The 23,730-nt window shown below is 54.3% G+C and carries 28 protein-coding genes; 24 read left to right on the top strand and 4 right to left on the bottom strand.

What is annotated here, in order from left to right; genetic code table 11:
• Positions 1 to 43 precede the first annotated feature (43 nt).
• Together ACFSOY_RS15005 and ACFSOY_RS15000 are read left to right on the top strand one after the other, a co-directional pair.
• Positions 44 to 247 carry a helix-turn-helix domain-containing protein gene (locus ACFSOY_RS15005; RefSeq protein WP_386047949.1) on the top strand — a complete coding sequence of 68 codons (204 nt, stop codon included), beginning with the start codon at positions 44 to 46 and terminating at the stop codon, positions 245 to 247.
• Positions 244 to 612: a gamma-glutamylcyclotransferase family protein gene (locus ACFSOY_RS15000; RefSeq protein WP_386047947.1), complete on the top strand. Its 369-nt coding sequence runs from the start codon at positions 244 to 246 to the stop codon at positions 610 to 612. Before ACFSOY_RS15005 ends, ACFSOY_RS15000 begins: the two co-directional genes overlap by 4 nt.
• Positions 613 to 718: 106 nt before the next feature.
• Here the strand turns inward: ACFSOY_RS15000 and ACFSOY_RS14995 are convergent, their stop codons facing one another.
• On the bottom strand, positions 719 to 913 hold the full coding sequence (locus ACFSOY_RS14995; RefSeq protein ID WP_386047945.1) for a small, acid-soluble spore protein, alpha/beta type: 195 nt from the start codon (positions 911 to 913) through the stop codon (positions 719 to 721).
• A 120-nt stretch (positions 914 to 1,033) separates the two neighbouring features.
• Between ACFSOY_RS14995 and ACFSOY_RS14990 the strand changes: the two genes are divergently transcribed.
• Positions 1,034 to 1,216: a hypothetical protein gene (locus ACFSOY_RS14990; protein ID WP_386047943.1), complete on the top strand. Its 183-nt coding sequence runs from the start codon at positions 1,034 to 1,036 to the stop codon at positions 1,214 to 1,216.
• Between the two features lie 203 nt (positions 1,217 to 1,419).
• Here ACFSOY_RS14990 and ACFSOY_RS14985 read toward each other — a convergent pair whose 3' ends face one another.
• Positions 1,420 to 1,764 (bottom strand): hypothetical protein, encoded by a 345-nt coding sequence (locus tag ACFSOY_RS14985; RefSeq protein WP_386047941.1) that lies wholly within the window; start codon positions 1,762 to 1,764, stop codon positions 1,420 to 1,422.
• Between the two features lie 267 nt (positions 1,765 to 2,031).
• The gene (locus ACFSOY_RS14980) at positions 2,032 to 3,273 is read right to left on the bottom strand and encodes an MFS transporter (protein WP_386047939.1); all 1,242 of its coding nucleotides are present in this window, start codon (positions 3,271 to 3,273) and stop codon (positions 2,032 to 2,034) included.
• A gap of 178 nt (positions 3,274 to 3,451) precedes the next feature.
• Between ACFSOY_RS14980 and ACFSOY_RS14975 the strand changes: the two genes are divergently transcribed.
• The 19 genes from ACFSOY_RS14975 (at position 3,452) to ACFSOY_RS14885 (ending at position 21,832) form a co-directional block, all read left to right on the top strand.
• On the top strand, positions 3,452 to 4,474 hold the full coding sequence (locus ACFSOY_RS14975) for a type 1 periplasmic-binding domain-containing protein (RefSeq protein WP_386047937.1): 1,023 nt from the start codon (positions 3,452 to 3,454) through the stop codon (positions 4,472 to 4,474).
• 40 nt (positions 4,475 to 4,514) lie between these two features.
• Entirely contained in the window at positions 4,515 to 5,288 is a 774-nt protein-coding gene (locus ACFSOY_RS14970) for a DUF3388 domain-containing protein (RefSeq protein WP_386048357.1), read from the top strand.
• A gap of 36 nt (positions 5,289 to 5,324) precedes the next feature.
• The gene (locus ACFSOY_RS14965; protein WP_386047935.1) at positions 5,325 to 6,125 is read left to right on the top strand and encodes a helix-turn-helix domain-containing protein; all 801 of its coding nucleotides are present in this window, start codon (positions 5,325 to 5,327) and stop codon (positions 6,123 to 6,125) included.
• A 204-nt stretch (positions 6,126 to 6,329) separates the two neighbouring features.
• Positions 6,330 to 6,821 (top strand): YajQ family cyclic di-GMP-binding protein, encoded by a 492-nt coding sequence (locus ACFSOY_RS14960; protein WP_386047933.1) that lies wholly within the window; start codon positions 6,330 to 6,332, stop codon positions 6,819 to 6,821.
• 134 nt (positions 6,822 to 6,955) lie between these two features.
• A complete protein-coding gene (rimO, locus tag ACFSOY_RS14955) occupies positions 6,956 to 8,302 on the top strand; it encodes a 30S ribosomal protein S12 methylthiotransferase RimO (RefSeq protein ID WP_386047932.1) in 1,347 nt (448 codons plus the stop codon).
• Positions 8,303 to 8,881 (top strand): CDP-diacylglycerol--glycerol-3-phosphate 3-phosphatidyltransferase, encoded by a 579-nt coding sequence (pgsA, locus tag ACFSOY_RS14950; RefSeq protein ID WP_386047930.1) that lies wholly within the window; start codon positions 8,303 to 8,305, stop codon positions 8,879 to 8,881.
• Between the two features lie 83 nt (positions 8,882 to 8,964).
• Entirely contained in the window at positions 8,965 to 10,218 is a 1,254-nt protein-coding gene (locus tag ACFSOY_RS14945) for a competence/damage-inducible protein A (protein WP_386047928.1), read from the top strand.
• 10 nt (positions 10,219 to 10,228) lie between these two features.
• A complete protein-coding gene (locus tag ACFSOY_RS14940) occupies positions 10,229 to 11,809 on the top strand; it encodes a DEAD/DEAH box helicase (RefSeq protein ID WP_386047926.1) in 1,581 nt (526 codons plus the stop codon).
• A gap of 195 nt (positions 11,810 to 12,004) precedes the next feature.
• The gene (recA, locus tag ACFSOY_RS14935; RefSeq protein WP_386048355.1) at positions 12,005 to 13,051 is read left to right on the top strand and encodes a recombinase RecA; all 1,047 of its coding nucleotides are present in this window, start codon (positions 12,005 to 12,007) and stop codon (positions 13,049 to 13,051) included.
• 10 nt (positions 13,052 to 13,061) lie between these two features.
• Positions 13,062 to 13,748, top strand: coding sequence for a regulatory protein RecX (locus ACFSOY_RS14930; protein ID WP_386047924.1), 687 nt, complete (start codon positions 13,062 to 13,064; stop codon positions 13,746 to 13,748).
• A gap of 125 nt (positions 13,749 to 13,873) precedes the next feature.
• Entirely contained in the window at positions 13,874 to 15,415 is a 1,542-nt protein-coding gene (gene rny / locus ACFSOY_RS14925; RefSeq protein WP_386047922.1) for a ribonuclease Y, read from the top strand.
• 110 nt (positions 15,416 to 15,525) lie between these two features.
• Complete coding sequence (locus ACFSOY_RS14920) at positions 15,526 to 16,032, top strand: hypothetical protein (protein WP_386047920.1); 507 nt, start codon at positions 15,526 to 15,528, stop codon at positions 16,030 to 16,032.
• Between the two features lie 55 nt (positions 16,033 to 16,087).
• Positions 16,088 to 16,897 (top strand): TIGR00282 family metallophosphoesterase, encoded by an 810-nt coding sequence (locus ACFSOY_RS14915; RefSeq protein WP_386047918.1) that lies wholly within the window; start codon positions 16,088 to 16,090, stop codon positions 16,895 to 16,897.
• Between the two features lie 146 nt (positions 16,898 to 17,043).
• Complete coding sequence (spoVS, locus tag ACFSOY_RS14910) at positions 17,044 to 17,304, top strand: stage V sporulation protein SpoVS (RefSeq protein WP_087457906.1); 261 nt, start codon at positions 17,044 to 17,046, stop codon at positions 17,302 to 17,304.
• A 119-nt stretch (positions 17,305 to 17,423) separates the two neighbouring features.
• Positions 17,424 to 18,374: a dipeptidase gene (locus tag ACFSOY_RS14905; RefSeq protein ID WP_386047915.1), complete on the top strand. Its 951-nt coding sequence runs from the start codon at positions 17,424 to 17,426 to the stop codon at positions 18,372 to 18,374.
• A gap of 6 nt (positions 18,375 to 18,380) precedes the next feature.
• Positions 18,381 to 19,211, top strand: a complete 831-nt coding sequence (locus ACFSOY_RS14900) for a PHP domain-containing protein (protein WP_386047913.1) — start codon at positions 18,381 to 18,383, stop codon at positions 19,209 to 19,211.
• 130 nt (positions 19,212 to 19,341) lie between these two features.
• Positions 19,342 to 19,986, top strand: coding sequence for a phosphate propanoyltransferase (gene pduL / locus ACFSOY_RS14895; RefSeq protein WP_386047912.1), 645 nt, complete (start codon positions 19,342 to 19,344; stop codon positions 19,984 to 19,986).
• Positions 19,987 to 19,999: 13 nt separating this feature from the next.
• Positions 20,000 to 21,088 (top strand): tRNA 2-selenouridine(34) synthase MnmH, encoded by a 1,089-nt coding sequence (gene mnmH, locus ACFSOY_RS14890; protein ID WP_386047910.1) that lies wholly within the window; start codon positions 20,000 to 20,002, stop codon positions 21,086 to 21,088.
• A 3-nt stretch (positions 21,089 to 21,091) separates the two neighbouring features.
• Positions 21,092 to 21,832 (top strand): MBL fold metallo-hydrolase, encoded by a 741-nt coding sequence (locus ACFSOY_RS14885; RefSeq protein ID WP_386047909.1) that lies wholly within the window; start codon positions 21,092 to 21,094, stop codon positions 21,830 to 21,832.
• A gap of 66 nt (positions 21,833 to 21,898) precedes the next feature.
• Here ACFSOY_RS14885 and ACFSOY_RS14880 read toward each other — a convergent pair whose 3' ends face one another.
• On the bottom strand, positions 21,899 to 22,093 hold the full coding sequence (locus ACFSOY_RS14880; protein WP_386047907.1) for a hypothetical protein: 195 nt from the start codon (positions 22,091 to 22,093) through the stop codon (positions 21,899 to 21,901).
• Positions 22,094 to 22,474: 381 nt separating this feature from the next.
• On the opposite strand from ACFSOY_RS14880, the gene ACFSOY_RS14875 reads away from it, so the two are divergent.
• Entirely contained in the window at positions 22,475 to 22,867 is a 393-nt protein-coding gene (locus tag ACFSOY_RS14875; RefSeq protein ID WP_386047905.1) for a FixH family protein, read from the top strand.
• A gap of 30 nt (positions 22,868 to 22,897) precedes the next feature.
• Entirely contained in the window at positions 22,898 to 23,701 is an 804-nt protein-coding gene (thyX, locus tag ACFSOY_RS14870; RefSeq protein WP_386047903.1) for an FAD-dependent thymidylate synthase, read from the top strand.
• Positions 23,702 to 23,730: the final 29 nt, after the last annotated feature.

Raw genomic sequence — 23,730 nt, 5'->3', positions numbered from 1 at the left:
TACAATAGATCGAGTTTTGAGAGCTTGAAGGAGATTCCAAACGATGAACGGAAAGCAAACGTTTGAGCAACTGTTGAAAGAGAAGAATTTAAACTTGCAAAAAGTTTCGGAAGAGACGGGCGTCTCTACGCTTGCGCTTGAGTTCTTGCTGCAAAATCAGCATCTGCCGAAGCCGCACATCGCGCAGAAGCTCGCCAAGTTGCTGGGGCTGAAGGTCGGAGATATCTGGCCGGAACTGGGCAGATGATGGACCACAAGCGCACGCATAAAGTTTTCGTCTACGGCACGCTGCTCGTCGGCGAGAGCAACCACCATATTGTGAGCCCACATCTTTTACATGTCCAACCTGGTCATGTATGCGGCAGGCTGTGCGATGCTGACGCCGGCCGATATCCGGCACTCGTTCTCGACCCGATCGGCGAGCGAATCGCCGGAGAATGGTTCACTGTGACAGAAGCGGGGCTCGCCAGATTGGATGAGCTGGAGGAGTATTTCGGGCCTCATCATCCGGACAACCTGTACGAGCGGGTATGGGTGCAAGATGCGGAGAGCGGCTGTGAAGGTTTCGTGTACGTGTGGGAGAGCTTCCGCGATTGTGAGGCGATTCCGTAAGGGTCGTGGCGGAGCTATCGGATGAGAAGAGGCTAAGAATGATGAAAGCGACCTCAGTGGATGAGGTCGCTTTTCTGCTGTCATCCCTATGTATGGGCTGGAAAAGCTAGCGGTGCCCAGAGAGGGACTGTTCAGCAAATGCGACGAGGCGCTTCGTCATCTCACCGCCGACCGAACCGTTCAGACGCGAAGGAGTGTCGCCGCCGAGGTTTACGCCAAACTCGGTAGCAATCTCGTATTTCATGCGCTCAAGTGCGCGATCTGCACCGTTGACCAGCACTTGATTCGAATTGCGTGCCATCGTATCACCTCCTTGTATCCAATACCTTTCCTTGCCATCCTTGCTCTTATGCATGGGATGGTTTCCTTTTTTTCGGTCATCCTAGAGGTAAAGGAAGTTGTTTTGAGGAGGTGTTGGGCGGTGCGCTCCGATAGCTTTAAAATGATCAATCTTTATGAGCTACCTGTCGATGATGTCAAGCGGATCGTCGACGTCTTGCAAAATGACCTAAAGGAGTACGAGCAGCTCGATGCCGACTTTGGTCCTGGCACAGAAGAGATTCTCAAAAGCTTTGTGGAAGAGCTGTCTAAACATCTGGAATAGCGCCGGAAAATGGGACATCCTCCACCACGCTGGAAAGGAGTGAAACGAAGATGCCACCCTCACTTTGGTTCACAGCCAATTGGATTTGGGTACTGACGATCATCGCGGCTGTCGGACTGCTGTATTATCTGATGAGCTACAGACGGAAGAAAAGACGCTGATCGAATGAAGAACCGCCTTCTCCTCGCAAAGAAGGCGGTTCTTTATTTCCATTTTTCCATCCCGACGATATAGGCGTGCGTAAAGGTGATGCCGAGCATTCTTGTTTCCCGCAACAGAGCCCGCACGATCGATTCGTGACCGTTCTTCATCAGCGTCTCGATGATCGTCTTGGTGGTGAACGGCTCGCTCATCGCCTCCTGCACGTCAGGGTCGTGTTCGAGGTCGTCCAGCCAATCGTCGCTGTAGTGCGGGCCAAGCCGCTTTTCATACGCTTTTCGGTAGAGGTCCTTGAGCGAAAAGGGAAGATTGAGAACTTTTAAATAGAAATCTAGTTGAAAGAGTGCTTGGTCGGAAGTGTACTCCGTTCGATGAAATTCTTGTGCCAACTGTCATCTCCCCCTTTTCTTTTTCCCGTAGAGTCATTACTCTATAGATATTCAACATCAGAAAAAGATTGCGATCAAGATCGATCTTCAGGCGCTTCCGTTCCTGAAGTGTTTTTTTGGTACAATGAGAGGATTGAAACAGAGGGGGAAGTCGCATGGATTTTTTTATGGCCTTAGCGTTTGTGCTTGTGGGAATTCTCACATTTGGCTTGGTGATGGTATTTGCGCGCAAGAAAAAGTAAGGTTGAAACTTCGAATGGCGAAGTTTCAACCCGATCCGCGCAGCGGTGAGGAAAAGCGAGTTTGAAACGATGTCTCCGTCCTGCGGAAAAAGAACAGGGCGACGAGGGGAGACAGCCCGACCATCAGGAAGGTCAATTGCAAGGCAAGCGTTGCGGAGACCAACTCTTGGAGCATGATCATCGCCAGGATGGAAAGGCAACGGCCAGAGTTGACCACCGTTTCCCGAATTACAATATATTCGACTTTGCGGTGAGCTGCCTCTGGCAACTTCCCCATCACATCATAGGTGAGACAGGAGTAGGGGATGACGAGCAACGGTGTGAACAATGAATTGGCGATCCCGAAGACAAACAGGGAGAATTTGTTCACTTCAAATAGGAGCAACACCACCGATAGCCCAAGCATGATCGCTGCGGTGGTCACGAAGAACATCCGCCTGGAGTTGGTCAAAAATCGCTTGACGATGTAGTAGGCGACCAACGAGCCTCCCGCCGTGAAGAGGAGGTAGCGTGAGGCGGTCAATTCATTTTGTGTCACCAAGAAGACGAGCAAAAAGGGCAAGAAAGCGAGCGTCCCTTCGCGAAATCCCATGGAAAACGACATCGATAACATCTTTCGCCACAGATTTCGATGTTCTTTTGGTGAGAAACCGGAGTACAAATCGTAAGAGGGCGGACTCGCATTTCGCCGAAGTCGCCAGGTGAACAGGACGGCGGTGAGAAACAGGGCGCCGGAGACGGCAAAGATGATCGTGTACCCTCGCTGTGGCAGCGTTGAGAGGATGCGCCCAGCGAGCAGCGGGGCTGCCATCGTCGCGATCGCGAACAGAAATCCGTTCGCCCCGTTGTACGCATCTCGCGTTTCCGGCTCAGTCACCTCGAAGACCAGCACGTTGTACGACAGCCAAAAGAAGCCGGTTCCCACCCCTTGCAAAGCGCCGAGCAACGCGTACATGTTCACCGCTTTTGCGCCGAGCGAGATCATCAGGATGTAGAACAGGGCGAGGATGGCGACGCTGGCACGCAACGTGTACAAGCGGTCGCTCTTTTTGGCGATCCATCCGGCTGTCGCGTAGCCGATGGCGGTGAAGAAGAAGATGCAAAAGTTGTAGGTGGCGATCTGTTCGACATCCTGCAGGAATTTCCACAGGTAGACGTTTAAAAATGTGTTGGAGAGGGCGCTGGCTCCCGCAAAAAGGGTGTTGATCGAAAGCAGCCATTTGGAGCTGGGTGGCAGCAGATGCCTTGTGGCTTCTGTCGAGTTCATAAGCCACCTCCTTTTGTGAGCTAGACATTCTTCAGCTTGCCCGCCATCCGATCAGGATACGTCTGGAAAAATTCACAAAGCGATCAGACATGCTCGAAACCAGCTCCTACTCTGTGCTATACTAGCAGAGAGTCCCTTTTTTTCGCATCTCAGGCAATTTACAGGCAGGAGCGTTCTCATGTTGAAAGGAAAGATTCACAAGTTTTTATTGCTCGGCAGTTTGCTCGCTGTGTTCGTCAGCGGTTGTCATAAACCATCGTTCGAAGATATGGAACCAAGTTCTATGAAATGGTCACTCTCTGTTGTCTCATCTGCGACGAGCGAAGCAGAAAAGCAGGAAGCGGAGCGCTTGGTCGCCGAGGTGGCGAGTCAGCGCGGGCTGTCTGCTGAAGTGGTTTACCCAGCAGAAGATCTCGACCTGACAGCGCTTGCGGAGCGCACCGGACTTGATCTCATGCTGTTTGAGAGCAAAGTGCCGTCCTTTGACGAGTTAGCGCAAAAGCATCCGGAGCTTCGCTTTTCTGTGCTCGGCGATTCTTCAGAGCCCAAGCTGAGCAATGTCCGCCATCTCGTGCATGACCGTAAGAAGATGCTCTTTTTGGCGGGCTATCTGGCGGCAGAAGCGAATCGCGCTTCAAAAGAGCCGTTTACCGTGTTGGTGAACGAGCTGCGCAAAGCGGATGACGAGGACTGGAAGATGCTCGTTGCCGGAATGCATTACGCTGGTCGTAAGGACGTGCCGCTGCAGCTTCAGATGGCAGCGCTTACGCAGAAGGAACCTGAGGGGGAGACGGCAGGTCGCGTCGGTCAGAACGGCTCAGAGCAGGGCAAGCCCGCTCTGAGCGGACTGGCTATCGTGTTGCTCGACCTTCCGTCCGACAAAGCTTGGGAAAAGCTCAAGCAAAAAAATCAGGTGATCATTCGCACCGACGAGAGCAGGGCGAACGTGCCGCTGCAGGAGCGGGTAGGGGCCCAGCCAGCATCGCTGTATGAGGCTGCCCTCCGCCAAGAGGCCGAACTGCTCGCATCTGGCAAGTGGTCAGGTCAACAGAAGGTCGCGCTCACGGGAAAGCAGACCTACAAGGTCACCGCGCCCGCTCTGTTTCCCGACCGGCAGATCGGCGTGTTGCTCGAACTGATCGAGGAGCGAATTCGCACAGGCTCGATCAAGCCTGATGATTATGTAAGCGTGGGGCGGTAGTCGAACCGCTCGAACTGATCGCCAAAGGGGATGAACGGTGTTGGAGGATTGGTATTTGGAATATCACATCCATAGGGACAGACCTGGTTTGCTCGGGGACATCGCCTCTCTGCTCGGGATGCTTTCGATCAACATCATGACGGTCAATGGAGTTGAGGACAAAAATCGCGGCTTTCTCCTGCAGACGGACGACCGCCAAAAGATCTCCGCCCTGCGCTCGATGTTGCGCAAAGTGGAGAACATCACCGTCACCGCGCTCCGTCAACCGACGTTGATCGATCGCCTCGCCTTGCGTCACGGCATGTTTATCCATCGCGAATCGACCGAGAACGTCAAGACGTATAAATTTACCAGGGATCAACTTGGAATTCTTGTGGATTTTTTGGGGGAATTACTAAAAAAAGAAGGAAATCAAGTGATCGGGATCAGGGGAATGCCGCGCGTGGGAAAAACGGAATCGATCGTAGCGGCGAGCGTGTATGCGAACAAGCGCTGGTCGTTCGTCTCCTCCACGTTGCTCCGCCAGACGATTCGCTATCGGCTGGAAGAGGATGAGCGGGCGACAGACAACATGGTCTACCTGATCGACGGGATCGTCTCCACGCTTCGCTCGAACGAGCAGCACCACTCGCTCGTCCGGGAAATTATGCGCTTGCCAGCCCCTAAGGTGATCGAACACCCTGATATCTTTGTTCGGGAGACAGAATTTGGTTGGGAACATTTTGATCGGATCATCGAGCTTCGGAACTCTCCGGACGAAGAGATCACCTACCAAATGATTCAGACCGGATTTTCATCCTTCGATATCAGTTAAGGAAGAAGGCAGCAAAGACTCGAAGGAGGTATCAACGTGCAGGAACTCGGAGCTGAGCTCAAAAGAATTCGTGAGCAAAAAGGATATACGTTGGAACAGATCCAACAGGCGACCAAAATCCGCACCCGCTATCTGGAAGCGATCGAAGCTGGCGAGCTGTCGGTGATGCCTGGCATCGTCTATGCGCGCGGCTTTATCAAAAGCTACTGCGACTACCTCGGGGTCGATGGCCAAGCGATGCTCGAACAATACGGTCTGGCGGTCGACAAAGATGACGAGCAGGTGGAACCTGTGCGCGTCAAGCGGAAGGATCGAAACATCGGCAAGGTCGGTTCGTTCAACACCCGCCTGTTGCCGCAGGTGGCGATGGTGGTCGGCATCCTCGTGGTCGCTGCGGCCGTGTATGCCGTCTTGGTGAACCTGGAGGAAAAAGGGGTTAGCAAAGACCCGGCAGAGACGCAGTCGGTCGAGAAGCCGCAACAGGTGGAGACGCCAACGCCTGCTCCCGACCCTGAGCCTGAACCGCCGAAGCAGACGACTGCTGTGCAGGAGGCGCAAAAGGCGGCCAATCAGACGACCTATCAAGTGACCGGCACCGATTCGATGACGATGGTGCTCGCCACCACTTCCGATTGCTGGCTCGAAGTGAAAGCGGACGGAAAAGTATTGGAATCGGGCATCGTCAAAGCGGGCGAAACGCGCACTTGGAAAGCGAACCAATCGATCTCGCTCTTGACGGGGAAGTCGAAGTTTATCACGATCAAGATCAACGACCAGGCGGTGCAGATCGAGCCGTTCTTGCGCGGCTATACGTACCTGTTCAACCTGAAATCGTAGTTCTGGCGGCGAGTGACCAACGCTGTTTCTCCCTGTGAACCGAAACGAACGTGTGTTCCTTTAGCGAATGTACCTATTCTACCATCGACTTCTCGAATTTAAAAGCGGGAAGTCGATTTTTGTCTGGGAGCTCTTTCCGCCCGCGTGTGAACTTTTGTGTTATACTTGTAACGGAATCAAGCTCGTGACAGGAGGTACTTACATATGGCGAAAGATGCATCTTTTGACGTGGTGTCAAAAGTGGACTTGCAAGAGATGGACAACGCGGTCAACCAAGCGAACAAGGAGATGACCTCCCGCTTTGATTTTAAAGGAAGCAAAAGCTCGATCGAGCTGAAGGGGGAGGAGATTCTGCTCGCCTCTGACGATGAGGGGAAGCTGAGAAGCGTCGTCGACATTTTGGAGAGCAAGGTGATCAAGCGCGGCATCTCCCTGAAATCGCTCGACTACGGCAAGGTGGAGCCGGCAGCAGCGGCGACCGTTCGCCAAACGGTGAAGATCAAGCAGGGGATCGATCAGGACAACGCGAAGAAGGTCGTGAAGCTGATCAAGGACTCCAAGATCAAGGTACAAGCGTCTGTGCAAGGGGATGCGGTTCGCGTCTCCGGCAAGAGCCGCGACGACCTGCAGGCGGTCATTCAGCTGCTCAAAGGGTCTGATATACCGCTCGATCTGCAATTTACCAATTACCGCTAACCGTTGGTAGCGCCGATTTGGAAGACTCCGCACAAGGGCGGAGTCTTCTTCCTATCATTTTGACACCATTTGTCCCTTCGTTTATACTTATGGCAGAATGCCAAGCTTCGCTTAGGCTTTGGAGGATAGGCAACGTGACCGAAAAAACAGTACAAAAAGTGCATTTTGTGACGCTTGGTTGTGAAAAAAATCTCGTAGATTCGGAAGTTATGATGGGCATTGTCAAAGGCAAGGAGTATCAGATCGTCGATTCTCCTGAGCAGGCAGACGTGGTCGTGGTCAACACCTGCGGCTTTATCGACAATGCGAAGGCGGAGTCGGTCGAGACGATTTTGACCATGGCTCAGTTAAAAGAGACGGCCCATGTAAAGTCTGTGTTGGTAGCAGGTTGCATGGCACAGCGCTATCAGGATGAGCTGATGACCGAAATTCCTGAGATCGACGGCATCGTCGGGACTCAGGATCTGATTCGCATCGACGAATTGATCGAAGAGTCGCAGACCGGCAATCGTCCGCGCTATTTTTCCGCGGAGAATCCGATCTACCTTTATGATGAATCGACCCCGCGCGTGCATACGACGGGCGGTTCCTCTGCCTATATCAAGATCGCGGAAGGGTGCAACCATTCCTGCACGTTCTGCATCATTCCGAAGATGCGCGGCAAGTTTCGCTCGCGGCCGATCGAGTCGATCGTCAGCGAGGCGGAGCAGTTGGTCGCACAGGGTGTCAAAGAGATCGTTTTGATCGCGCAGGATTCGACCGACTATGGCATCGACATCTACAAGCAGCGCCGTCTGGCCGATCTGCTCGGAGCGCTCGATGCGGTGGAAGGCTTGCAATGGATTCGCCTGCATTACGCCTACCCAGGATTCTTCACCGATGATGTGATCGATGCGATGGCGCGCTTCGGCAAGGTGGCGAAGTATATCGACATGCCGCTGCAGCATTCGGAAAATCACATTCTGAAGGCGATGCAGCGCCCGGGACATCAGGCCGGCGTCAAGAAGCTGGTACAAAAGATTCGCGATCGCGTGCCGAACGTTGCGCTTCGCACCTCGTTTATCGTCGGGTTCCCCGGCGAGACGGATGAAGATTTTGATAACCTCTGCAGCTTTGTTCGCGAGCTCGCATTCGATCATGTGGGCGTCTTTACCTATTCGCCTGAGGAGGGTACCCCTTCCGCAGAATTTGGTCAGCAAGTCCCCGACGAAGTGAAGGAACGCCGCTCGAACATCCTGATGGAAGTGTGTCGCGAAGTGGCGGCAGAGCGCCAGGCTCGCCACGTAGGTCGAGTGCTCGATGTGCTGGTTGAGAAATATGATGAAGAAGACGAAACGATTCGCGTGGGGCGCACGCAATACGATGCGAAGGATATTGATGGTCTCGTCTTTGTGGCGAACAGCGATGCGTCGGTCGGCGATATGATCCAAGTTCGCATCACTCACGCTTATGATTTCGACCTCTCGGGGGAGGCGGTCTGATTGAAATTCAATCTGGCTAACCGCATTACATTAGTCAGGATTTCATTAGTACCGATCGTCATGTTTTTCCTCTTGGTACGCCTTGATCTGGGAAAGTTTACGCTGTTCGGTCATCAGGCGAGCTGGTCCGACCTGATCGCCGCGCTGATCTTCATCATCGCGGCGGTGACCGACGGGCTGGACGGCTACATCGCTCGCAGCCGCAAGATGGTGACCGATTTTGGAAAGTTTCTCGATCCCTTGGCAGATAAGCTGCTCGTGTCTGCCGTGCTGATCTCGCTGGTCGAGCTGGTTCGACTGGACGCATGGGTGGCGATTCTCATCATCTCCCGCGAGTTTGCGGTGACTGGCCTTCGCCTCGTCGCCGCTGCGAACGGCACGGTCATCGCAGCATCCAAGCTGGCAAAGTGGAAGACGACCTTGCAGATCGTCGCAATCGTCGCCTTGATTCTCAACAATTTTCCCTTCTCCACGCTCGATTTCCCCTTTGATCAGTGGATGGTCTATGCGATGGTCATCGTCACCGTCTGGTCGGGTATCGACTACTTTGTAAAAAACAAGCAGGCGATTCAAGAATGAGGTTGTGTTGCTGGTAGCCGAGAGGATCTTTCCCTTGGCTACTTGTTTTCTTTGTCAATTCCATGAGGAAGGACTGAGACGATATGAGAGCAGAGATACTCGCGGTCGGCACCGAGCTGCTGATGGGGCAGATCGCCAACACCAACGCTCAGTATCTGTCGCAACGACTGGCGGAGATCGGGGTCGGCGTCTACCACCACACGGTGGTCGGCGACAACTTCGACCGAGCGACGGCAGCTTTGCAAACGGCGAAAGACCGCGGAGCGAACGTGGTGATTTTGACCGGTGGGCTGGGTCCGACAGAAGATGATCTGACGCGAGAGGCGGTCGCTTCGTTTGTTGGCAGAAGCTTGAGAACTTCAGACGAGATCGTCGAATATATTCGAAGCTTTTATACATATCGTGGACTTGAGATGCCGGAGAACAACAAGCAGCAGGCGATGGTGATCGAGGGGGCAGCAGTGCTGCACAACCCGCGAGGAACCGCTCCTGGCATGTATCTGGAGCATGACGGGTTACACCTCTTCCTGCTGCCCGGGCCGCCGACAGAGATGCGCCCGATGTATGAGGAGCAGGTGCAGACGATCTTAAAGCGACTGCAGGGGGCGAATGAAGTCGTCTTCGCTTCGCGATTTTTACGCCTGTTTGGCATCGGCGAGTCGGCGATGGAAGAGCGGATCGCTGACATCATCCGCACGCAGAGCAATCCGACGGTAGCGCCGTACGCATCGGAAGGGGAAGTGAAGATTCGCCTGACAGCGAGCGCCGCCTCCGAGCAGGAGGCGCAAGCGTTGATCGTGCCGATCGAGAAGTCGATTCGCGACCGCATCGGCCCGTACATCTACGGCATCGATGACGAGTCGCTCGAAGTAAAAGTTGGCCAACTGCTTCGCGCGCAGGGGCAGACGCTCGCAGCTGCTGAAAGCTGCACAGGCGGCTTGATCGGCAAGATGATCACCGATCTGTCAGGTTGCTCCGATTTCTTTTACGGCAGTTTGGTGACCTACCACAACAGCGTGAAGCGGAGTGTCTTAGGTGTGGAAGAAGCGGTGCTGAGCGCGCATGGTGCGGTCTCTGCCGAGTGCGCTGTACAGATGGCGGACGGAGCGCGCCAGGCGGCAGGAACCGATTGGGCGATATCGGTGACGGGGATCGCAGGACCGGGTGGCGGCACGGATGAGAAGCCGGTCGGTCTGGTCTACATCGCCGTTGCAGGCCCGGACGGGACGACGGTCAATCAACACCGCTGGAAGCATGGGGATCGCACGCAGATCCGCTTGCGAGCGGCCAAGACGGCTCTGCACAGCTTGATTCAACGTCTTCAGAACGAAAGGTGATCATACGAAAATGACAACATTTCTTGAACTGAACCTGAACAAAAAGATTCAACAGGCGATCAGCGACATGGGATTTGAAGAACCATCTCCGATTCAAGCGCAATGCATTCCGGTCGTTCTCACCGGAAGCGACGTGATCGGCCAAGCGCAGACCGGAACGGGCAAGACGGCGGCGTTCGGCATTCCGCTGCTTGAGATGGCGGGCGCTAGCAAGCATGTGCAAGCGCTGATCTTGACGCCGACTCGGGAGCTGGCGATTCAGGTGGCGGGCGAGCTCCGCAAGATCGCCAAGTACAAGCGCACGCGCACGCTGCCGATCTACGGCGGGCAATCGATCGGCTCGCAGATTCGAGCGCTGCAGCAGGGCGTGCAGATCGTCATCGGCACGCCAGGGCGGATCTTGGATCATCTGCGGCGGGGGACGCTGAAGCTCGACAAGCTGAAGACGCTGGTGCTCGACGAGGCGGATGAGATGCTCGACATGGGCTTTATCGAGGACATCGAGGCGATCTTGAAGGCGACGCCGGCCGATCGCCAGACGCTGCTCTTCTCGGCGACGATGCCGCCAGAGGTCAAGAGCTTGTCGAAGCGCTACATGAAGGAGCCGGAGAACGTGACGATCAACCGCGGCGAGGTGACCGTGCCGCTGATCGAGCAGGTGTATTACAAGGTGCTGGAGCGAACGAAGCTTGAGAGCATCTCCCGCATCATCGATTCGGAAGAGGTGGAGCTCGGCATCATCTTCTGCCGCACCAAGCGTGGGGTGGATGAGCTGACAGACGCGCTGATCAGCCGGGGATATCTGGCCGATGGATTGCATGGCGACCTGTCGCAAGCGCAACGCGATCGCGTGATGCGCAAGTTCAGACACACGGAGATTCAACTGCTGATCGCAACAGACGTGGCAGCGAGGGGGATCGATGTTGAAAACGTCACGCACGTGATCAACTTTGACATCCCGCAAGACCCGGAGTCGTATGTGCATCGGATCGGTCGCACCGGACGAGCAGGCAAGCGAGGCTTGGCGATCACGCTGGTCACGCCTGCTGAGTTCAAGCTGCTGAAGATGATCGAGAAGGTGACTAAGGCGAAGCTTGTCTCCAAGGAGGTGCCGTCTCTCGCCGACGTGGCGGAGCGGCAGACGGAGATCTGGCGCGATCGCTTGGTGCGCACGATTCAGGATGGGAAGCTGGCCTCCTATCGGGCGATCCTCTCAGGGCTGGTCGATGAGTTCGATCCGCTCGATCTGGCAGCTGCGGCGCTGAAGCTGGCGAGCGGGGAAGACTTCGAGGCGCAGGACGCCGATTACAACTTTGGCGAGACGGGCGGTGCGCCCGGCATGGTGCGCTTCTTTATCAACATCGGTCGCAGCGCCAAGGTCGGCCCGAGCGATCTGGTCAAGCTGATCTCCGAAGAAGCGGGCATCCCAGGCGGGGCGATCGGCAAGATCGACGTCTTCGAGAAGTTTACGTTCGTCGAGGTGCAGGAAGAGTCTGCTCCTTTCGTCTTTGAAGCGCTGCGCAAGTCGCGGTTGAACGGCTCGCGAATCAACCTTGAGCCGGCTCGTCCGCGCGAGCGAGTGAAACGATAGCAGAACTCATCAGTCCCTGTTCGAGCGGGGACTGATTTTTTCGAAATCGACGAGAACAAACGTTTGCTTTTTCTCGGCAGATGCAGTACAATGAAAACAGGGATTGGAGAATCAACCACGAATCATCAGATTTGTGAGAGGAATAGAATAAGGGGAGTGTAACCATTGTCTACCGATCGTAAAGCTGCTTTGGATATGGCGTTGCGCCAGATTGAGAAACAGTTCGGAAAAGGTTCTGTCATGCGACTTGGGGAAGCAGCTTCCAGCTACAACGTGGAAACTGTCTCTACTGGCTCTTTGGCGGTTGATATTGCACTTGGTGTCGGCGGGTTCCCGCGCGGTCGAATCATCGAAGTATACGGCCCTGAGTCCTCCGGTAAGACGACCGTCACCCTGCATGCGGTCGCAGAGGTGCAACGCATGGGCGGCCAAGCTGCTTTCATCGACGCAGAGCATGCGCTCGATCCGGTTTACGCGCAAAAGCTCGGTGTCAACATCGACGACCTGCTGATCGCTCAGCCGGACACGGGGGAGCAGGCGCTTGAGATCGCCGAGGCGCTCGTGCGCTCCGGTGCGGTCGACATCATCGTCGTCGACTCGGTCGCGGCGCTCGTTCCGAAAGCTGAGATCGAAGGCGAGATGGGTGACTCTCATGTCGGTTTGCAGGCGAGATTGATGTCGCAGGCGCTGCGCAAGCTCGCAGGTGCGATCAACAAGTCGAAAACGATCGCGATCTTCATCAACCAGATTCGTGAGAAGGTCGGCGTCATGTTCGGCAATCCGGAGACGACCACCGGCGGCCGGGCGCTCAAGTTCTACTCGACGGTGCGTCTGGAAGTGCGCCGCGCAGAAGTGCTCAAGCAGGGCAACGACATGGTCGGCAGCCGCACCAAGATCAAGGTGGTCAAGAACAAGGTGGCGCCACCGTTCAAGCAAGCGGAGGTCGATCTGATGTTCGGTGAGGGCATCTCCCGCGAGGGCACGCTCGTCGACATGGGCACAGACCTCGACATCGTCAACAAGTCGGGCGCTTGGTACTCCTACGAAGGCGAACGCCTCGGTCAAGGTCGAGAGAATGCGAAGCAATTCTTGAAAGACCACCCTGAGATCGCCAACAAGATCGACGGGCAGATTCGCGAACACTACCAAGTGGGCAAAGCGGTCGCTCAAGAGTTCAAAGCTTCGGCAGAAGAGATCGCAGATCAGGAAGCGAACGGCGATCTGCTCGATCTGGAACTGTAAGGCGATTTGGATGCAAGATAAAAAGCAAGGGCAACCGGAATTTCGGGGCGGTCATGTGACCGCCCTTTCTGTGCAGAAGGCAAGTCCAGATCGTCTCAACCTGTTTGTCGACGACCAATTTTTGATGGGATTGCGTCGGGAAGTGGTGCTGCAGCACCGCGTGAAAAAGGGACAGGAAGTGACGGTCGAACTGCTGCAGGCGATGTGGCGGGACGAGATGCTCTACAAGGCGAAAGATCTCGCCGTCAACTATCTGTCCTATCGGCACCGCTCGCAAAAGGAGATGCACGACTATCTGTCCGGCAAGGAGCTGTTCGACGCAGAGTTGGTGCGGCAGACTTTGGAGTGGCTGGTCGAATACAAATATCTGGACGACGATCAGTTTGCCAGACAGTGGGTCGAGAGCAGGATGCGGAGTCGCCCGCGCGGCAAGATGATGCTGCGCTGGGAGCTGAAGCAGAAGGGGGTCTCATCCGATCAGATCGCCGAAGCGATCGAGGAGATCTGCGATGACGACTTGGAAGTGGAAGGCGCACTGCGGCTGCTGCAGAAAAAAAGGGGTCGAAATACGGCTGAGATTTCATTCGAAGAGCGGAGAAAGCTGGCGCAATATCTGGCGCGGCGCGGCTTCACCACCACTGTGATCAAGGAAGCGCTAAAGCGTTTCATATCCCTCGCCAATCTTGACAATGATTGACACAGAGGATAGAATTAATCTTGCGTATAAACAGCTTATTCGGTCTCAGTTGACAGTAGCTTCGCATACCGGGTTTGCGTCTGACATGCTTAGATCCTATATTGACTGAGCAAGGAGGCGCCACCATGGATTCCTTACTCCCGATCTTGTTATCGGTGATCTTCTTGGCCGTAGGTCTCGTTGGAGGGTATCTGATTCGCCGCAACATCGCAGAGGGCAAGTTAGCTGCTGCGGAATTGCGTGCAGAACAGATTCTGGACACTGCAGCGAAGGAAGCCGAGGCGAAGAAGAAGGAAGCAATTTTAGAGGCGAAAGAAGAAGTACACAAGCTACGTTCCGAAGCTGAAAAGGACACCCGTGAACGCCGTAACGAGATTCAACGTCTCGAACGCCGCCTTTTGCAAAAAGAGGAGACGCTCGATCGCAAAACAGAATCGATCGAAAAGCGTGGGGACGTCTTATCGAATAAAGAACGTATGATCGAGGAGACCAAAGAGCGAGCAGAAGCGTTGCTTCGCGAACAGGTTGCAGAATTGGAGCGCATTTCTGGTCTGACCCGCGAAGATGCTCGTCAATTGATCCTCACCAATGTGGAAAATGAGTGCCGTCACGAAGCGGCAATCATGATGAAAGAGATTGAACAGCAAGCGAAAGAAGAGGCTGAAAAGAAGGCGAAGGAAATCATCGCAACCTCGATCCAGCGTTGCGCTGCCGACCATGTCGCCGAAACGACCGTCTCCGTCGTCGCACTGCCGAACGATGAGATGAAAGGTCGCATCATCGGCCGGGAAGGCCGAAACATCCGTGCGCTGGAGACGCTGACAGGCATCGATCTGATCATCGACGACACGCCAGAGGCTGTCATTCTCTCCGGTTTTGATCCAGTACGCCGAGAGATCGCACGGGTCGCATTAGAGAAGTTGGTTGCTGACGGGCGTATCCACCCGGCCCGCATCGAGGAAATGGTGGAAAAGGCTCGCCGTGAGATCGACGAGCGCATCCGTGAAGAAGGTGAGCAAGCGACCTTCGAGACGGGAGTTCATGGAATTCACCCCGATCTGATCAAAGTTCTGGGCCGTCTTAAGTATCGTACAAGCTACGGTCAGAACGTTCTCAAACACTCGATTGAAGTTTCCCACCTCGCAGGTCTGATGGCTGCAGAGTTGGGGCTAGATGTACAACTTGCGAAGCGAGCTGGTTTGATCCATGACATCGGCAAAGCGATCACTCATGAGGTGGAAGGCTCGCATGTTGAAATCGGGGTAGAACTTGCGAAGAAGTACAAGGAACACCCGATTGTGATCAACGCAATTGGAGCGCATCATGGCGATATTGAGTTTACCTCGCCAATCTCGATGCTGGTCGCAGCGGCTGACGCATTGTCTGCTGCACGTCCAGGTGCGCGTCGTGAAACGCTTGATATCTACATCAAGCGTCTTGAAAAATTGGAAGAGATCGCCGAGTCTTTTGACGGCGTAGAAAAGTCATATGCCATTCAGGCTGGACGTGAAGTTCGGATCATTGTCAAACCTGAGCAGATTGACGACGCAGAATCGGTACGCGTTGCAAGAGAGATTTCCAAACGAATCGAGAATGAACTCGATTACCCTGGACAAATCAAAGTTACGGTCATCCGGGAGACCCGAGCCGTCGAATACGCAAAATAAAGTAGCCATTTGGCTACTTTATTTTTTTGATCAAGATTTACCTAAAGGAAATCGTAGCAGGGAAGCGAATAGGACTGAGGTAGAATTTTAGATTGAAGGTGTTGATACGTTTGGCCAAGCTTCGAATGAAGGAAACGCCAGGAACGAACTTGTTGGTCTCGATGCTGATCAGGTATCCGGAGCTTTCCTCACTCAGTTTAAATTCGAAAAGCGGCATGCTCACGCTGACCGTCCTTTTGAAAGGCGAATCGACAAAGGAGAACTGTGGAACGTTCGCAGCATATTGCGCGGACTATTTTGCTGTCTGTCGAGATCTGGATCCTGGATTCTCAACGCTTGGGAAAATCGATCATTCGTTTTTGGACGGGGTGACGATTCTGACCTATGAACAGCAGGTAGAAGCGCTGCACCTGCCGGAGCTTTCCTTGTATATGCAGTTGGTAAGAGAATATTATGGTGGGATGGTCGGCGAAGATCTGCTTCCGCTTCAGGAAGCAGAATTGGATGCACAGGAGGAGATCATCGCCAGCATTTTAGGCGAGAAAGAAACGTTGCGAAAGGAAGATTCGATCATCGCCTATCGTGATGGCGGGAAAGTATTCGTGTACAATAAGTAGGACGGGACATTGCGACCGGTCAACTTGGTTTGAACTAGATCGGAGGATAGAGGCTGTGCGCATTTTGTTTTTAGGAGATATTGTCGGTCATCCAGGCAAGCAGATGGTGGAGCAGTGGATGCCCAAACTGATCACCCATTTTCGACCGGACCTGACGATTGCGAACGGGGAAAACATCGCGCCCAATGGGCGGGGGATCACAGAACGGCTGGCAGAATCGCTGTTTGACGTGGAAGTAGACATCATCACGCTGGGGAATCACACGTTTGACCAAAGGGAATCGATGCAGTTGATCAGCACAGACCGTCGGATCGTCCGACCGGCCAACTACCCGCAGGGGACGCCTGGTCAAGGCTACACGCTGTGTCGGGCGGGCGATGGACAGATCGCGATCATCAACTTGCTCGGGCGATCATTTATGGGCGATTATGATGATCCGTTTCGCACAGCAGATCGCATTTTGGCAGAGATCGGAGATCAGACTGCTCATATCTTCCTCGACATGCACGCTGAGGCGACAGCAGAGAAGGTCGCGCTGGCGACCTATCTGTCCGGACGGGTGTCGGCAGTCATCGGCACACACACGCATGTGCAGACGGCAGACGAGCGGATTCTCCCCGGCGGCACAGCGTTTTTGACCGACGTGGGAATGTGTGGGCCATACGACTCGATCATCGGTTTCCACAAGGACGGGGTGATCCAGAAATTTTTGTCGCAGATGCCGACTCGATTTGAAGTTCCGCAAGGAGAAGCACAACTGCATGGCGTATTTATTGAAACAGACAGTAGGGGTCGCGCGGTGTCGATTGAACGAATTTCGATCACTCCAAATCGCCCGTGGCAGACAAATGGATTTTTAAATTAAATTAAAACAACACTTCTACCTTCCTTTAATGATCTATGGTGGAATTTTGAGAAAATTTCACGTTTTTCAGAAGGAATTATTTTGCCCTGCGCGAATATAGATAAAGTGTCCTAACCTAACGATCCATTCTAAAGGAGGTACTTGAAGTGGATGTATTAAAAGTTTCAGCAAAATCCAACCCTAATTCTGTAGCTGGAGCATTGGCAGGAGTCCTTCGCGAGCGGGGCAATGCTGAGATTCAAGCGATCGGGGCGGGCGCACTCAATCAGGCTGTGAAGGCTGTGGCGATTGCACGGGGGTTTGTGGCACCGAGCGGAGTAGACCTCATCTGCATCCCCGCTTTTACTGATATCATCATTGATGGCGAAGAGCGAACCGCAATCAAACTGATTGTCGAACCGAGGTAAGAGAGAACTTATATGCTACTCATAACTTTATCTGCATCCTGTTTATCTACGCGATAAGCAGGTTTTTTCATATTCGAACGCGAAGCACATCTTACACTAGGCAAAAGGGGATGACGCACATGAGCGACGAGAAGACGTTAATCATCGATGGTCATGCGGATATATTGTATCGTATGGAGAAGGAAGGGTTGCGTTTTTATGAAGACAAGAGCAACCTGCATCTGAACTATGACCGGATCGTGCAAGCGGGCATCGACCTGCAGTTTTTTGTGCTGTTCGCTGAGCCGAAATATTCGCCAGCCGAACAGCTGAAAATGCATCTGAGCATGATCGAACAATTCAATGCGGAAGTGGTGGGCGGCGGAAAGATTCGACCGGTCTTGAAAAAAGGCGATCTGGAGCGAAACATGGCTGCCGGATATCGATCGGGCCTGTTATCGATCGAAGGTGGCGATTGCATCCAGTCCGATCTGAGAATCTTGCACACCATGTACCGGCTCGGAGTGCGCGCGATGGGCATGACGTGGAATCAGGGCAACTGCATCGCGGACGGCTGTGGTGAACGGGTGGATCGCGGGCTGACCGACTTTGGGCGCGAAGTGGTGCGGGAGATGAATCGACTGGGCATGATCGTCGATGTCGCTCACCTCGGTCAGAAAGGCTTTTGGGACCTGATCGAGATCGCCCAAGCGCCGGTGATCGCCTCACATGCGAACGCGAGAAAGATTCACGACCATCCGCGCAACCTGACAGATGATCAGCTGCGCGCTCTGTTTAAGACGGGCGGTCTGGTCGGCATCACCTTTGTGCCGATGTTTGTGGGTGTTGGCACTGTGTCGATCGACGACCTGATGCGCCATGTCGATCATGTGCTCGAACTGGGCGGTGAAGACCATCTCGGCATCGGTTCTGATTTTGATGGCATTGAGCGCACACTGACCGATTTGCGCCACGGTGGAGATCTCCCCAACTTCCAGGAGCGCCTGTTGAAAACGTATGGGGAAGCGGTTATGAAGAAGATCATGGGCGGAAACTTTAAGCGAGTGATCGACAGTATCTTGAAGGAGTAGATCGACATGCAAAAAGCGGATCTTCATGCACATACAACAGCAAGCGATGGTACGTTCTCGCCGCGCGAACTGGTCGCGCTGGCCAAGAGAAATGGGCTACGCGCTGTCGCCATCACCGATCATGATACGACAAATGGTCTGCTGGAAGCGATCGCAGCCGGGAAGGAGTTTGGCGTTGAAGTGGTGCCAGGCATTGAGCTCAGCACGACGTTCGAAGGAAAGGAAGTGCATGTGCTCGGCTATTATTATGATCCGACCGATGAGGAATTGATCGCGCTGACCGATCGAATGAGAGAGGATCGACTGAATCGCCTCGACAAGATGATCGCTCGCCTTCAAGAAGGCGGAATTGCAATCACCAAAGAGGAAGTGCTTGCCGAAGCGCAGGGTGCGGTCGGGCGTCCGCATATCGCTCGCGTTCTGATCCGCAAAGGGTATGTCCAAGACCTTCCGGAAGCGTTTGATCGGTATTTAGGTGCGGGAAAACTCGGCTATGTCCCGCGGTTAAAAGTGACGCCGGAAGATGCGGTGCGCCTGATCGTGCAGGCTGGGGGCAGCCCAGTTGTCGCACACCCAGGGCTGGTCGGCAAGGACTATCTGTTCGATACGCTGGTGCCGCTCGGATTGGTCGGGCTGGAAGCGCATCATCCTGACCACCCGCTGGAGAAGCGCGACCATTATGAACAGCTGGCGAGCCAGCACGGGCTGTTGGTGACGGGCGGCTCCGATTTTCATGGAGCGGGTGCGGAGCATCGCGGTGAGTTAGGATCGGTACACGTGTCGTACGATGTGGTAGAGGCATTGCAAAAACATGCCACCTATAAAGGGTGGTCATAAGCTGCTCGGTTCGACCAAGGTCACCTGCGATTGCAGGTGGCCTTTTTGATTGTGAAGCGGACGGACGGGGCAGACTACGTTTGAAATTGTCGCCTAGACTGGACTTCGCTATAATGAGGGGGAGATCTGGATGAATATTCCCGTAGGCGTTTCGGCGCGACATGTTCATGTGAGCCAAGCGGATCTGGAGACGCTCTTTGGTCAAGGGGCTACCCTGCATCCGAAAAAAGAGCTGTCCCAACCCGGTCAGTATGCGGCCGAGGAGACGGTCGACCTAAAGGGCCCGCGCGCCACGATCGAGCGAGTGCGAATCTTAGGTCCGGTGCGTCCGCACACCCAAGTTGAAATCTCGAAGACAGACGCGGTGAAGCTTGGCGTTGATCCGCCTGTCCGCGAATCGGGTCACATCGAAGGCAGCACAGGTTTGCTGCTGATCGGCCCCAAAGGGTATCTGGAACTACAAGAGGGCGTGATCGTCGCAGCAAGACATGTGCATTTTTCCGAGGAGGACGCCAGAAAGTTTGGAGTTCATAACGGAGATGAGCTTGATCTGCAGGCTCAGGGTGAGCGAGGCCTGATCTTCAATCATGTCGTGGCCAGGGTGAGCCGCTCCTACCGTCTCGATTTTCATCTTGATACGGATGAGGCGAACGCAGCCGGGCTGCACAACGGTGATGAGGTCGAAGTTGTGGAAGTCCATGAAGAACCGAGATGGCAGGCACCACAATCTGACCGTGAGCCTGTGAAGTCGTATTCAGAACATGTAGGAAAGTGATGGGAGAGCAGGTATGGCATTTCAGGAGATATCAGTAGATCGGCTCCATGAAGCGGCGGGGCGGGTGTTGATCGATGTGCGCTCCCCAAAAGAATTTCATGAAGGAACGATCCCGGGCAGTGTGAATGTTCCGCTCTTTACTGACGAAGAGCGGGCGATGATCGGAACGGTGTACAAACAACAAAGTCCTGCGGCGGCGAGGCGATTGGCCATGTTGACCGTCTCTCCGAAAATTCCGCAGATCGTCGAACAGATGGAAGCGCTGATGGATCGCGGCGAGCTGGTGATCTTCTGTTGGCGTGGCGGCATGAGAAGCTACGCAGCATGCACGTTCATGTCCTTGTTAAAATATCCGATCGTCCGGCTCAAAGGTGGGTATCGCGCCTATCGCCAGCTGGTGATGAACGAGCTAAGCGAATATGCGGGCATCAAGAGTCGAGTGATCGTCTTGCATGGCAACACCGGCGTAGGCAAGACGAGGTTGCTGGCGATGCTGAAAGAGAGTGGGCATCAGGTGCTCGATCTGGAGCGGATGGCCAACCATCGCGGGTCTGTGTTTGGCAGAATCGGGCTAGGGGAAGCGCACAACCAGAAGACGTTCGATGCGATGCTTTGGGAAGAACTGCGAGCGCTCGAACACGCTCGCCCCGTGTTTCTGGAGGCGGAAAGCAAGCGCATCGGTCGGGCGGTGCTGCCCGATTGGCTGGAAGCGGACAAGCGCAACGGGTACCATGTGCTGATCGAAGCTCCGCTTCAGGAGCGGGTTGCTCGCTTGGTGGAAGACTATGTGCTCGGCGATGAAGACAAGATGATCGAACAATTTCGGGAAGCGCTGAGCTCGATCAAGCGGCGAGTGTCTCGCGATCAGAGCGATCTGTTTGAAGAGCTGCTCGAAGCGAAGCAGTACGAGCAGCTCTGCGCACAATTGTTGCAGAACTATTATGATCCAAAGTACGAGCACAAGCTGCGGACCTATCGAACGGAGATGCTCAAAATCGATGCGGTCGACCTCCTCCAAGCGGTCGGTCGATTGGAACGTTTGGCGGACGAGCTTGGTACGATCAACGCAGCAGATGCGTTGACAGTAAGTGAAGGGGTGTAAACGATGAAATTGCGTGTCCTGGGCGAAACGGGCCCATATCCTGCTCCAGGTGGAGCGACGACCGGCTTTTTGCTCTCTACCGATCAGGGAAATGTGCTGATCGACTGCGGAAGCGGTGTGCTGGCCGAGTTGACCAAGCACATTCGCGTAGCAGATCTTGATGCGGTGATCATCACGCATCATCATGCAGACCATATCAGCGATCTGAACGTGTTGCAGTATGCGGTGATGATTCATCGTCTGCAGGGGTTGCGCCAAGAGCCGATCACCGTGTATGCGAACGGTGCCCCGGCGATCGAATTTGAAAAAGTAGGGCTGGATGGACATGTAGCTGCTGTACCGCTCAGCAAAGATTCGACGCTCGAACTGTGCGGAATGAAATTTACGTTCGCAGATACGAATCATGCGATTCCCTGTTTGGCAGTGTCGGCCGAGCATGCGGGCAAACGCTTTGTCTTCTCCGGCGATTCTGGCCCTTCCCCGAGCTTGGAGCAGTTGGCAGCAGGGGCCGACTTTTTTCTCTGTGAAGCGTCTTGGTTGGAGCAGGATAAAGGCCCTGCGGAGATCGGACATCTCACGGCGAAAGAAGTGGGGGAGATCGGCAAGCGCGTCGGGGTGAAACAGCTGTGCCTGACCCATTTTTATCCTGAGTATGACCGTTCTCTGTTACAGCAAGAGGCGGCAGCGGAGTTTGGTCGGGATGTGCTGATCGCCAAACAAGGGGACGTCTACGACATCGTGTGAGCCTGAGGAAAAGACCCGCGCTCCCTGACAGGTGCGCGGGTCTTTCATCAAGCGGCAAGCGGGCAGCTAGTTCTCCCAGCCGAGCTTGTCATGCATTTGGCGCTTCAGCGCTTTGTGCGTAAACTCGTGTCTGTTGTACTGACCCTTTTGCGACTTGTACTCCCGTGGGCGTGGAATCCCTTTGGGCTTGTACAGCTCGGTGGCGAACTCTTCGTTGGCAAAGTCGACTTTGTTTCGGAAGATGTCCTTATGGTTGGTCATCGAACCCCACCTTTCGTCTGTACTCGTTTTGTAGGGTACCCGTCAAAAAATAATTTTAGCAGAGGTGAAACTTTCCTCGGTGCCCATCCGTCTATAATGTATAATGTCGTTTTTTGTCGGAAAAAGGGGGCGCACCATCATCATGTATTTCTGCTTATCTTGCCAACTTGCCCATCACCTTGAGGAGACAACGGCTGCAAAGCTGTTTCGAACTGGGTTTCGCACCTTTCCAAACGGGGAGAAGTTGCCGCTTGGCCTGTGCGAGAAACGTACAAGCAGAGCTTGATCGACGAATAATGTAGCTCAGTATGGTAAAGGATTCCAGTGAGGAATGCGTTTCTCAGGTGGAATCTTTTTGTTAAGATGAAAGAGGTTTTTTCGATGCGACTACGAATAGGAATTTTGATTCTTTGCCTGTTGCTCGGATCGGCTTACGGATGTGGACGTGCTGACAGTGGGCAGATGGCGGTCAAAGCAGGAATTTCCGTCGAGGTGAAGACGGTGCCAGAAGTCCCGCAAGCTGATCGACCGACCACCTTTCAGGTCAGCTTGACTGAAAATGGACAACCGGTTGAAAAGGCGAGCGTCTCGCTTCATCTGGAGATGCAGGAGATGGATCATGGGGACAATGAGGTGAAGATGCAGGAAAACGCACCTGGCATGTATAAAGGAGAGGGAGCGTTTCCGATGTCCGGAACTTGGGTCGCCCATATCCGGGTAAAGCGAGATCAGGGAACTGAGTCGACTCATGTGAAACTGAATGTCAGCGACTAGACTTCTGGGAGATGCGGGGAGGAGAACGACGTGACGGTACGTTTTGCTTATAAAGGGGTTGAGTACCCAACGGCGCTTAAACTGTCCAAGGCGTTGCCGATGCTTGCTTCGGTCTTGGTGCAGTGGACAGAAGATGCCGATTGGTTTGCTGCGAATGTGGCGAGCTTATGCTATGACACCGATCTGTACAAGCCCGGTTCGAAAGTGGCGGCACGCGTGGTGGAGCACTGTCGGGATTCGGGGCACAATACAGTTTTGGAGCACAATGTATTCTCCTTTGTGAAAAAGGTGCCGATCTTTGTGGCACGGCAGGATCTGCGTGCTCGACACGCTTCATTTGATGAGCGCAGCCTGCGCTATTGTCGAGCGGACGATGGAAGTCTGGTCTACTATACGCCGAAGGAGCTGCTGCTCGCCGGCCGAGAAGAGGAATTGAAACAGTGGCAGTATGTGCACGAGAAGGCGATCGAGCTCTACAGCAAGCTGACCGATGAGCAGATCCTCGAAGGGGAGAAAGCTCGCTCCGTGTTGCCGGTCGGCATCGCGACGACCTACACCGATACGCGAAACGCATGGGCGTGGCGACATCATTCGATGAAGCGATTGTGCCTGCGCGCGCAAGAGGAGATCAGGCTGATCCGCCGCCAAGAGGTGAACCAACTGATCAAAGTGGCACCGCTCCTGTTTGGCGATCTGAACATGCCTTGCTATATGCAAAACGTGGGTTGCCCGGAAGTGAAGACCTGCGGTGTGATCGAGTTGAACGAGCAGAGCGGTCTGGCTGTCGCTTATGAGCGCATGTTGGAGCGAAAAGAAAAACATCCTGTCGGTTGAGGCGAACAATAAAACCGAGCGCGAGAAGA

The organism is Tumebacillus lipolyticus (assembly GCF_042682745.1).
In the GTDB taxonomy this organism is placed as follows: domain Bacteria; phylum Bacillota; class Bacilli; order Tumebacillales; family Tumebacillaceae; genus Tumebacillus_A; species Tumebacillus_A lipolyticus.
The sequence above is the reverse complement of the archived record's forward strand: the minus strand, read 5'-3'. Positions and strand labels throughout refer to the sequence as shown.

Coding starts and splice junctions, on each gene's coding strand:
- ACFSOY_RS14945 (WP_386047928.1), top strand. CDS start 8,965: ATGAGAGCAGAGATACTCGCGGTCGGCACCGAGCTGCTGATGGGGCAG.
- ACFSOY_RS14875 (WP_386047905.1), top strand. CDS start 22,475: ATGCGACTACGAATAGGAATTTTGATTCTTTGCCTGTTGCTCGGATCG.
- pduL (WP_386047912.1), top strand. CDS start 19,342: ATGAATATTCCCGTAGGCGTTTCGGCGCGACATGTTCATGTGAGCCAA.
- ACFSOY_RS14960 (WP_386047933.1), top strand. CDS start 6,330: ATGGCGAAAGATGCATCTTTTGACGTGGTGTCAAAAGTGGACTTGCAA.
- ACFSOY_RS14885 (WP_386047909.1), top strand. CDS start 21,092: ATGAAATTGCGTGTCCTGGGCGAAACGGGCCCATATCCTGCTCCAGGT.
- ACFSOY_RS14880 (WP_386047907.1), bottom strand. CDS start 22,093: ATGACCAACCATAAGGACATCTTCCGAAACAAAGTCGACTTTGCCAAC.
- mnmH (WP_386047910.1), top strand. CDS start 20,000: ATGGCATTTCAGGAGATATCAGTAGATCGGCTCCATGAAGCGGCGGGG.
- ACFSOY_RS14930 (WP_386047924.1), top strand. CDS start 13,062: ATGCAAGATAAAAAGCAAGGGCAACCGGAATTTCGGGGCGGTCATGTG.
- ACFSOY_RS14995 (WP_386047945.1), bottom strand. CDS start 913: ATGGCACGCAATTCGAATCAAGTGCTGGTCAACGGTGCAGATCGCGCA.
- rny (WP_386047922.1), top strand. CDS start 13,874: ATGGATTCCTTACTCCCGATCTTGTTATCGGTGATCTTCTTGGCCGTA.
- ACFSOY_RS15005 (WP_386047949.1), top strand. CDS start 44: ATGAACGGAAAGCAAACGTTTGAGCAACTGTTGAAAGAGAAGAATTTA.
- recA (WP_386048355.1), top strand. CDS start 12,005: ATGGCGTTGCGCCAGATTGAGAAACAGTTCGGAAAAGGTTCTGTCATG.
- ACFSOY_RS14940 (WP_386047926.1), top strand. CDS start 10,229: ATGACAACATTTCTTGAACTGAACCTGAACAAAAAGATTCAACAGGCG.
- ACFSOY_RS14900 (WP_386047913.1), top strand. CDS start 18,381: ATGCAAAAAGCGGATCTTCATGCACATACAACAGCAAGCGATGGTACG.
- ACFSOY_RS15000 (WP_386047947.1), top strand. CDS start 244: ATGATGGACCACAAGCGCACGCATAAAGTTTTCGTCTACGGCACGCTG.
- ACFSOY_RS14905 (WP_386047915.1), top strand. CDS start 17,424: ATGAGCGACGAGAAGACGTTAATCATCGATGGTCATGCGGATATATTG.
- ACFSOY_RS14980 (WP_386047939.1), bottom strand. CDS start 3,273: ATGAACTCGACAGAAGCCACAAGGCATCTGCTGCCACCCAGCTCCAAA.
- ACFSOY_RS14975 (WP_386047937.1), top strand. CDS start 3,452: ATGTTGAAAGGAAAGATTCACAAGTTTTTATTGCTCGGCAGTTTGCTC.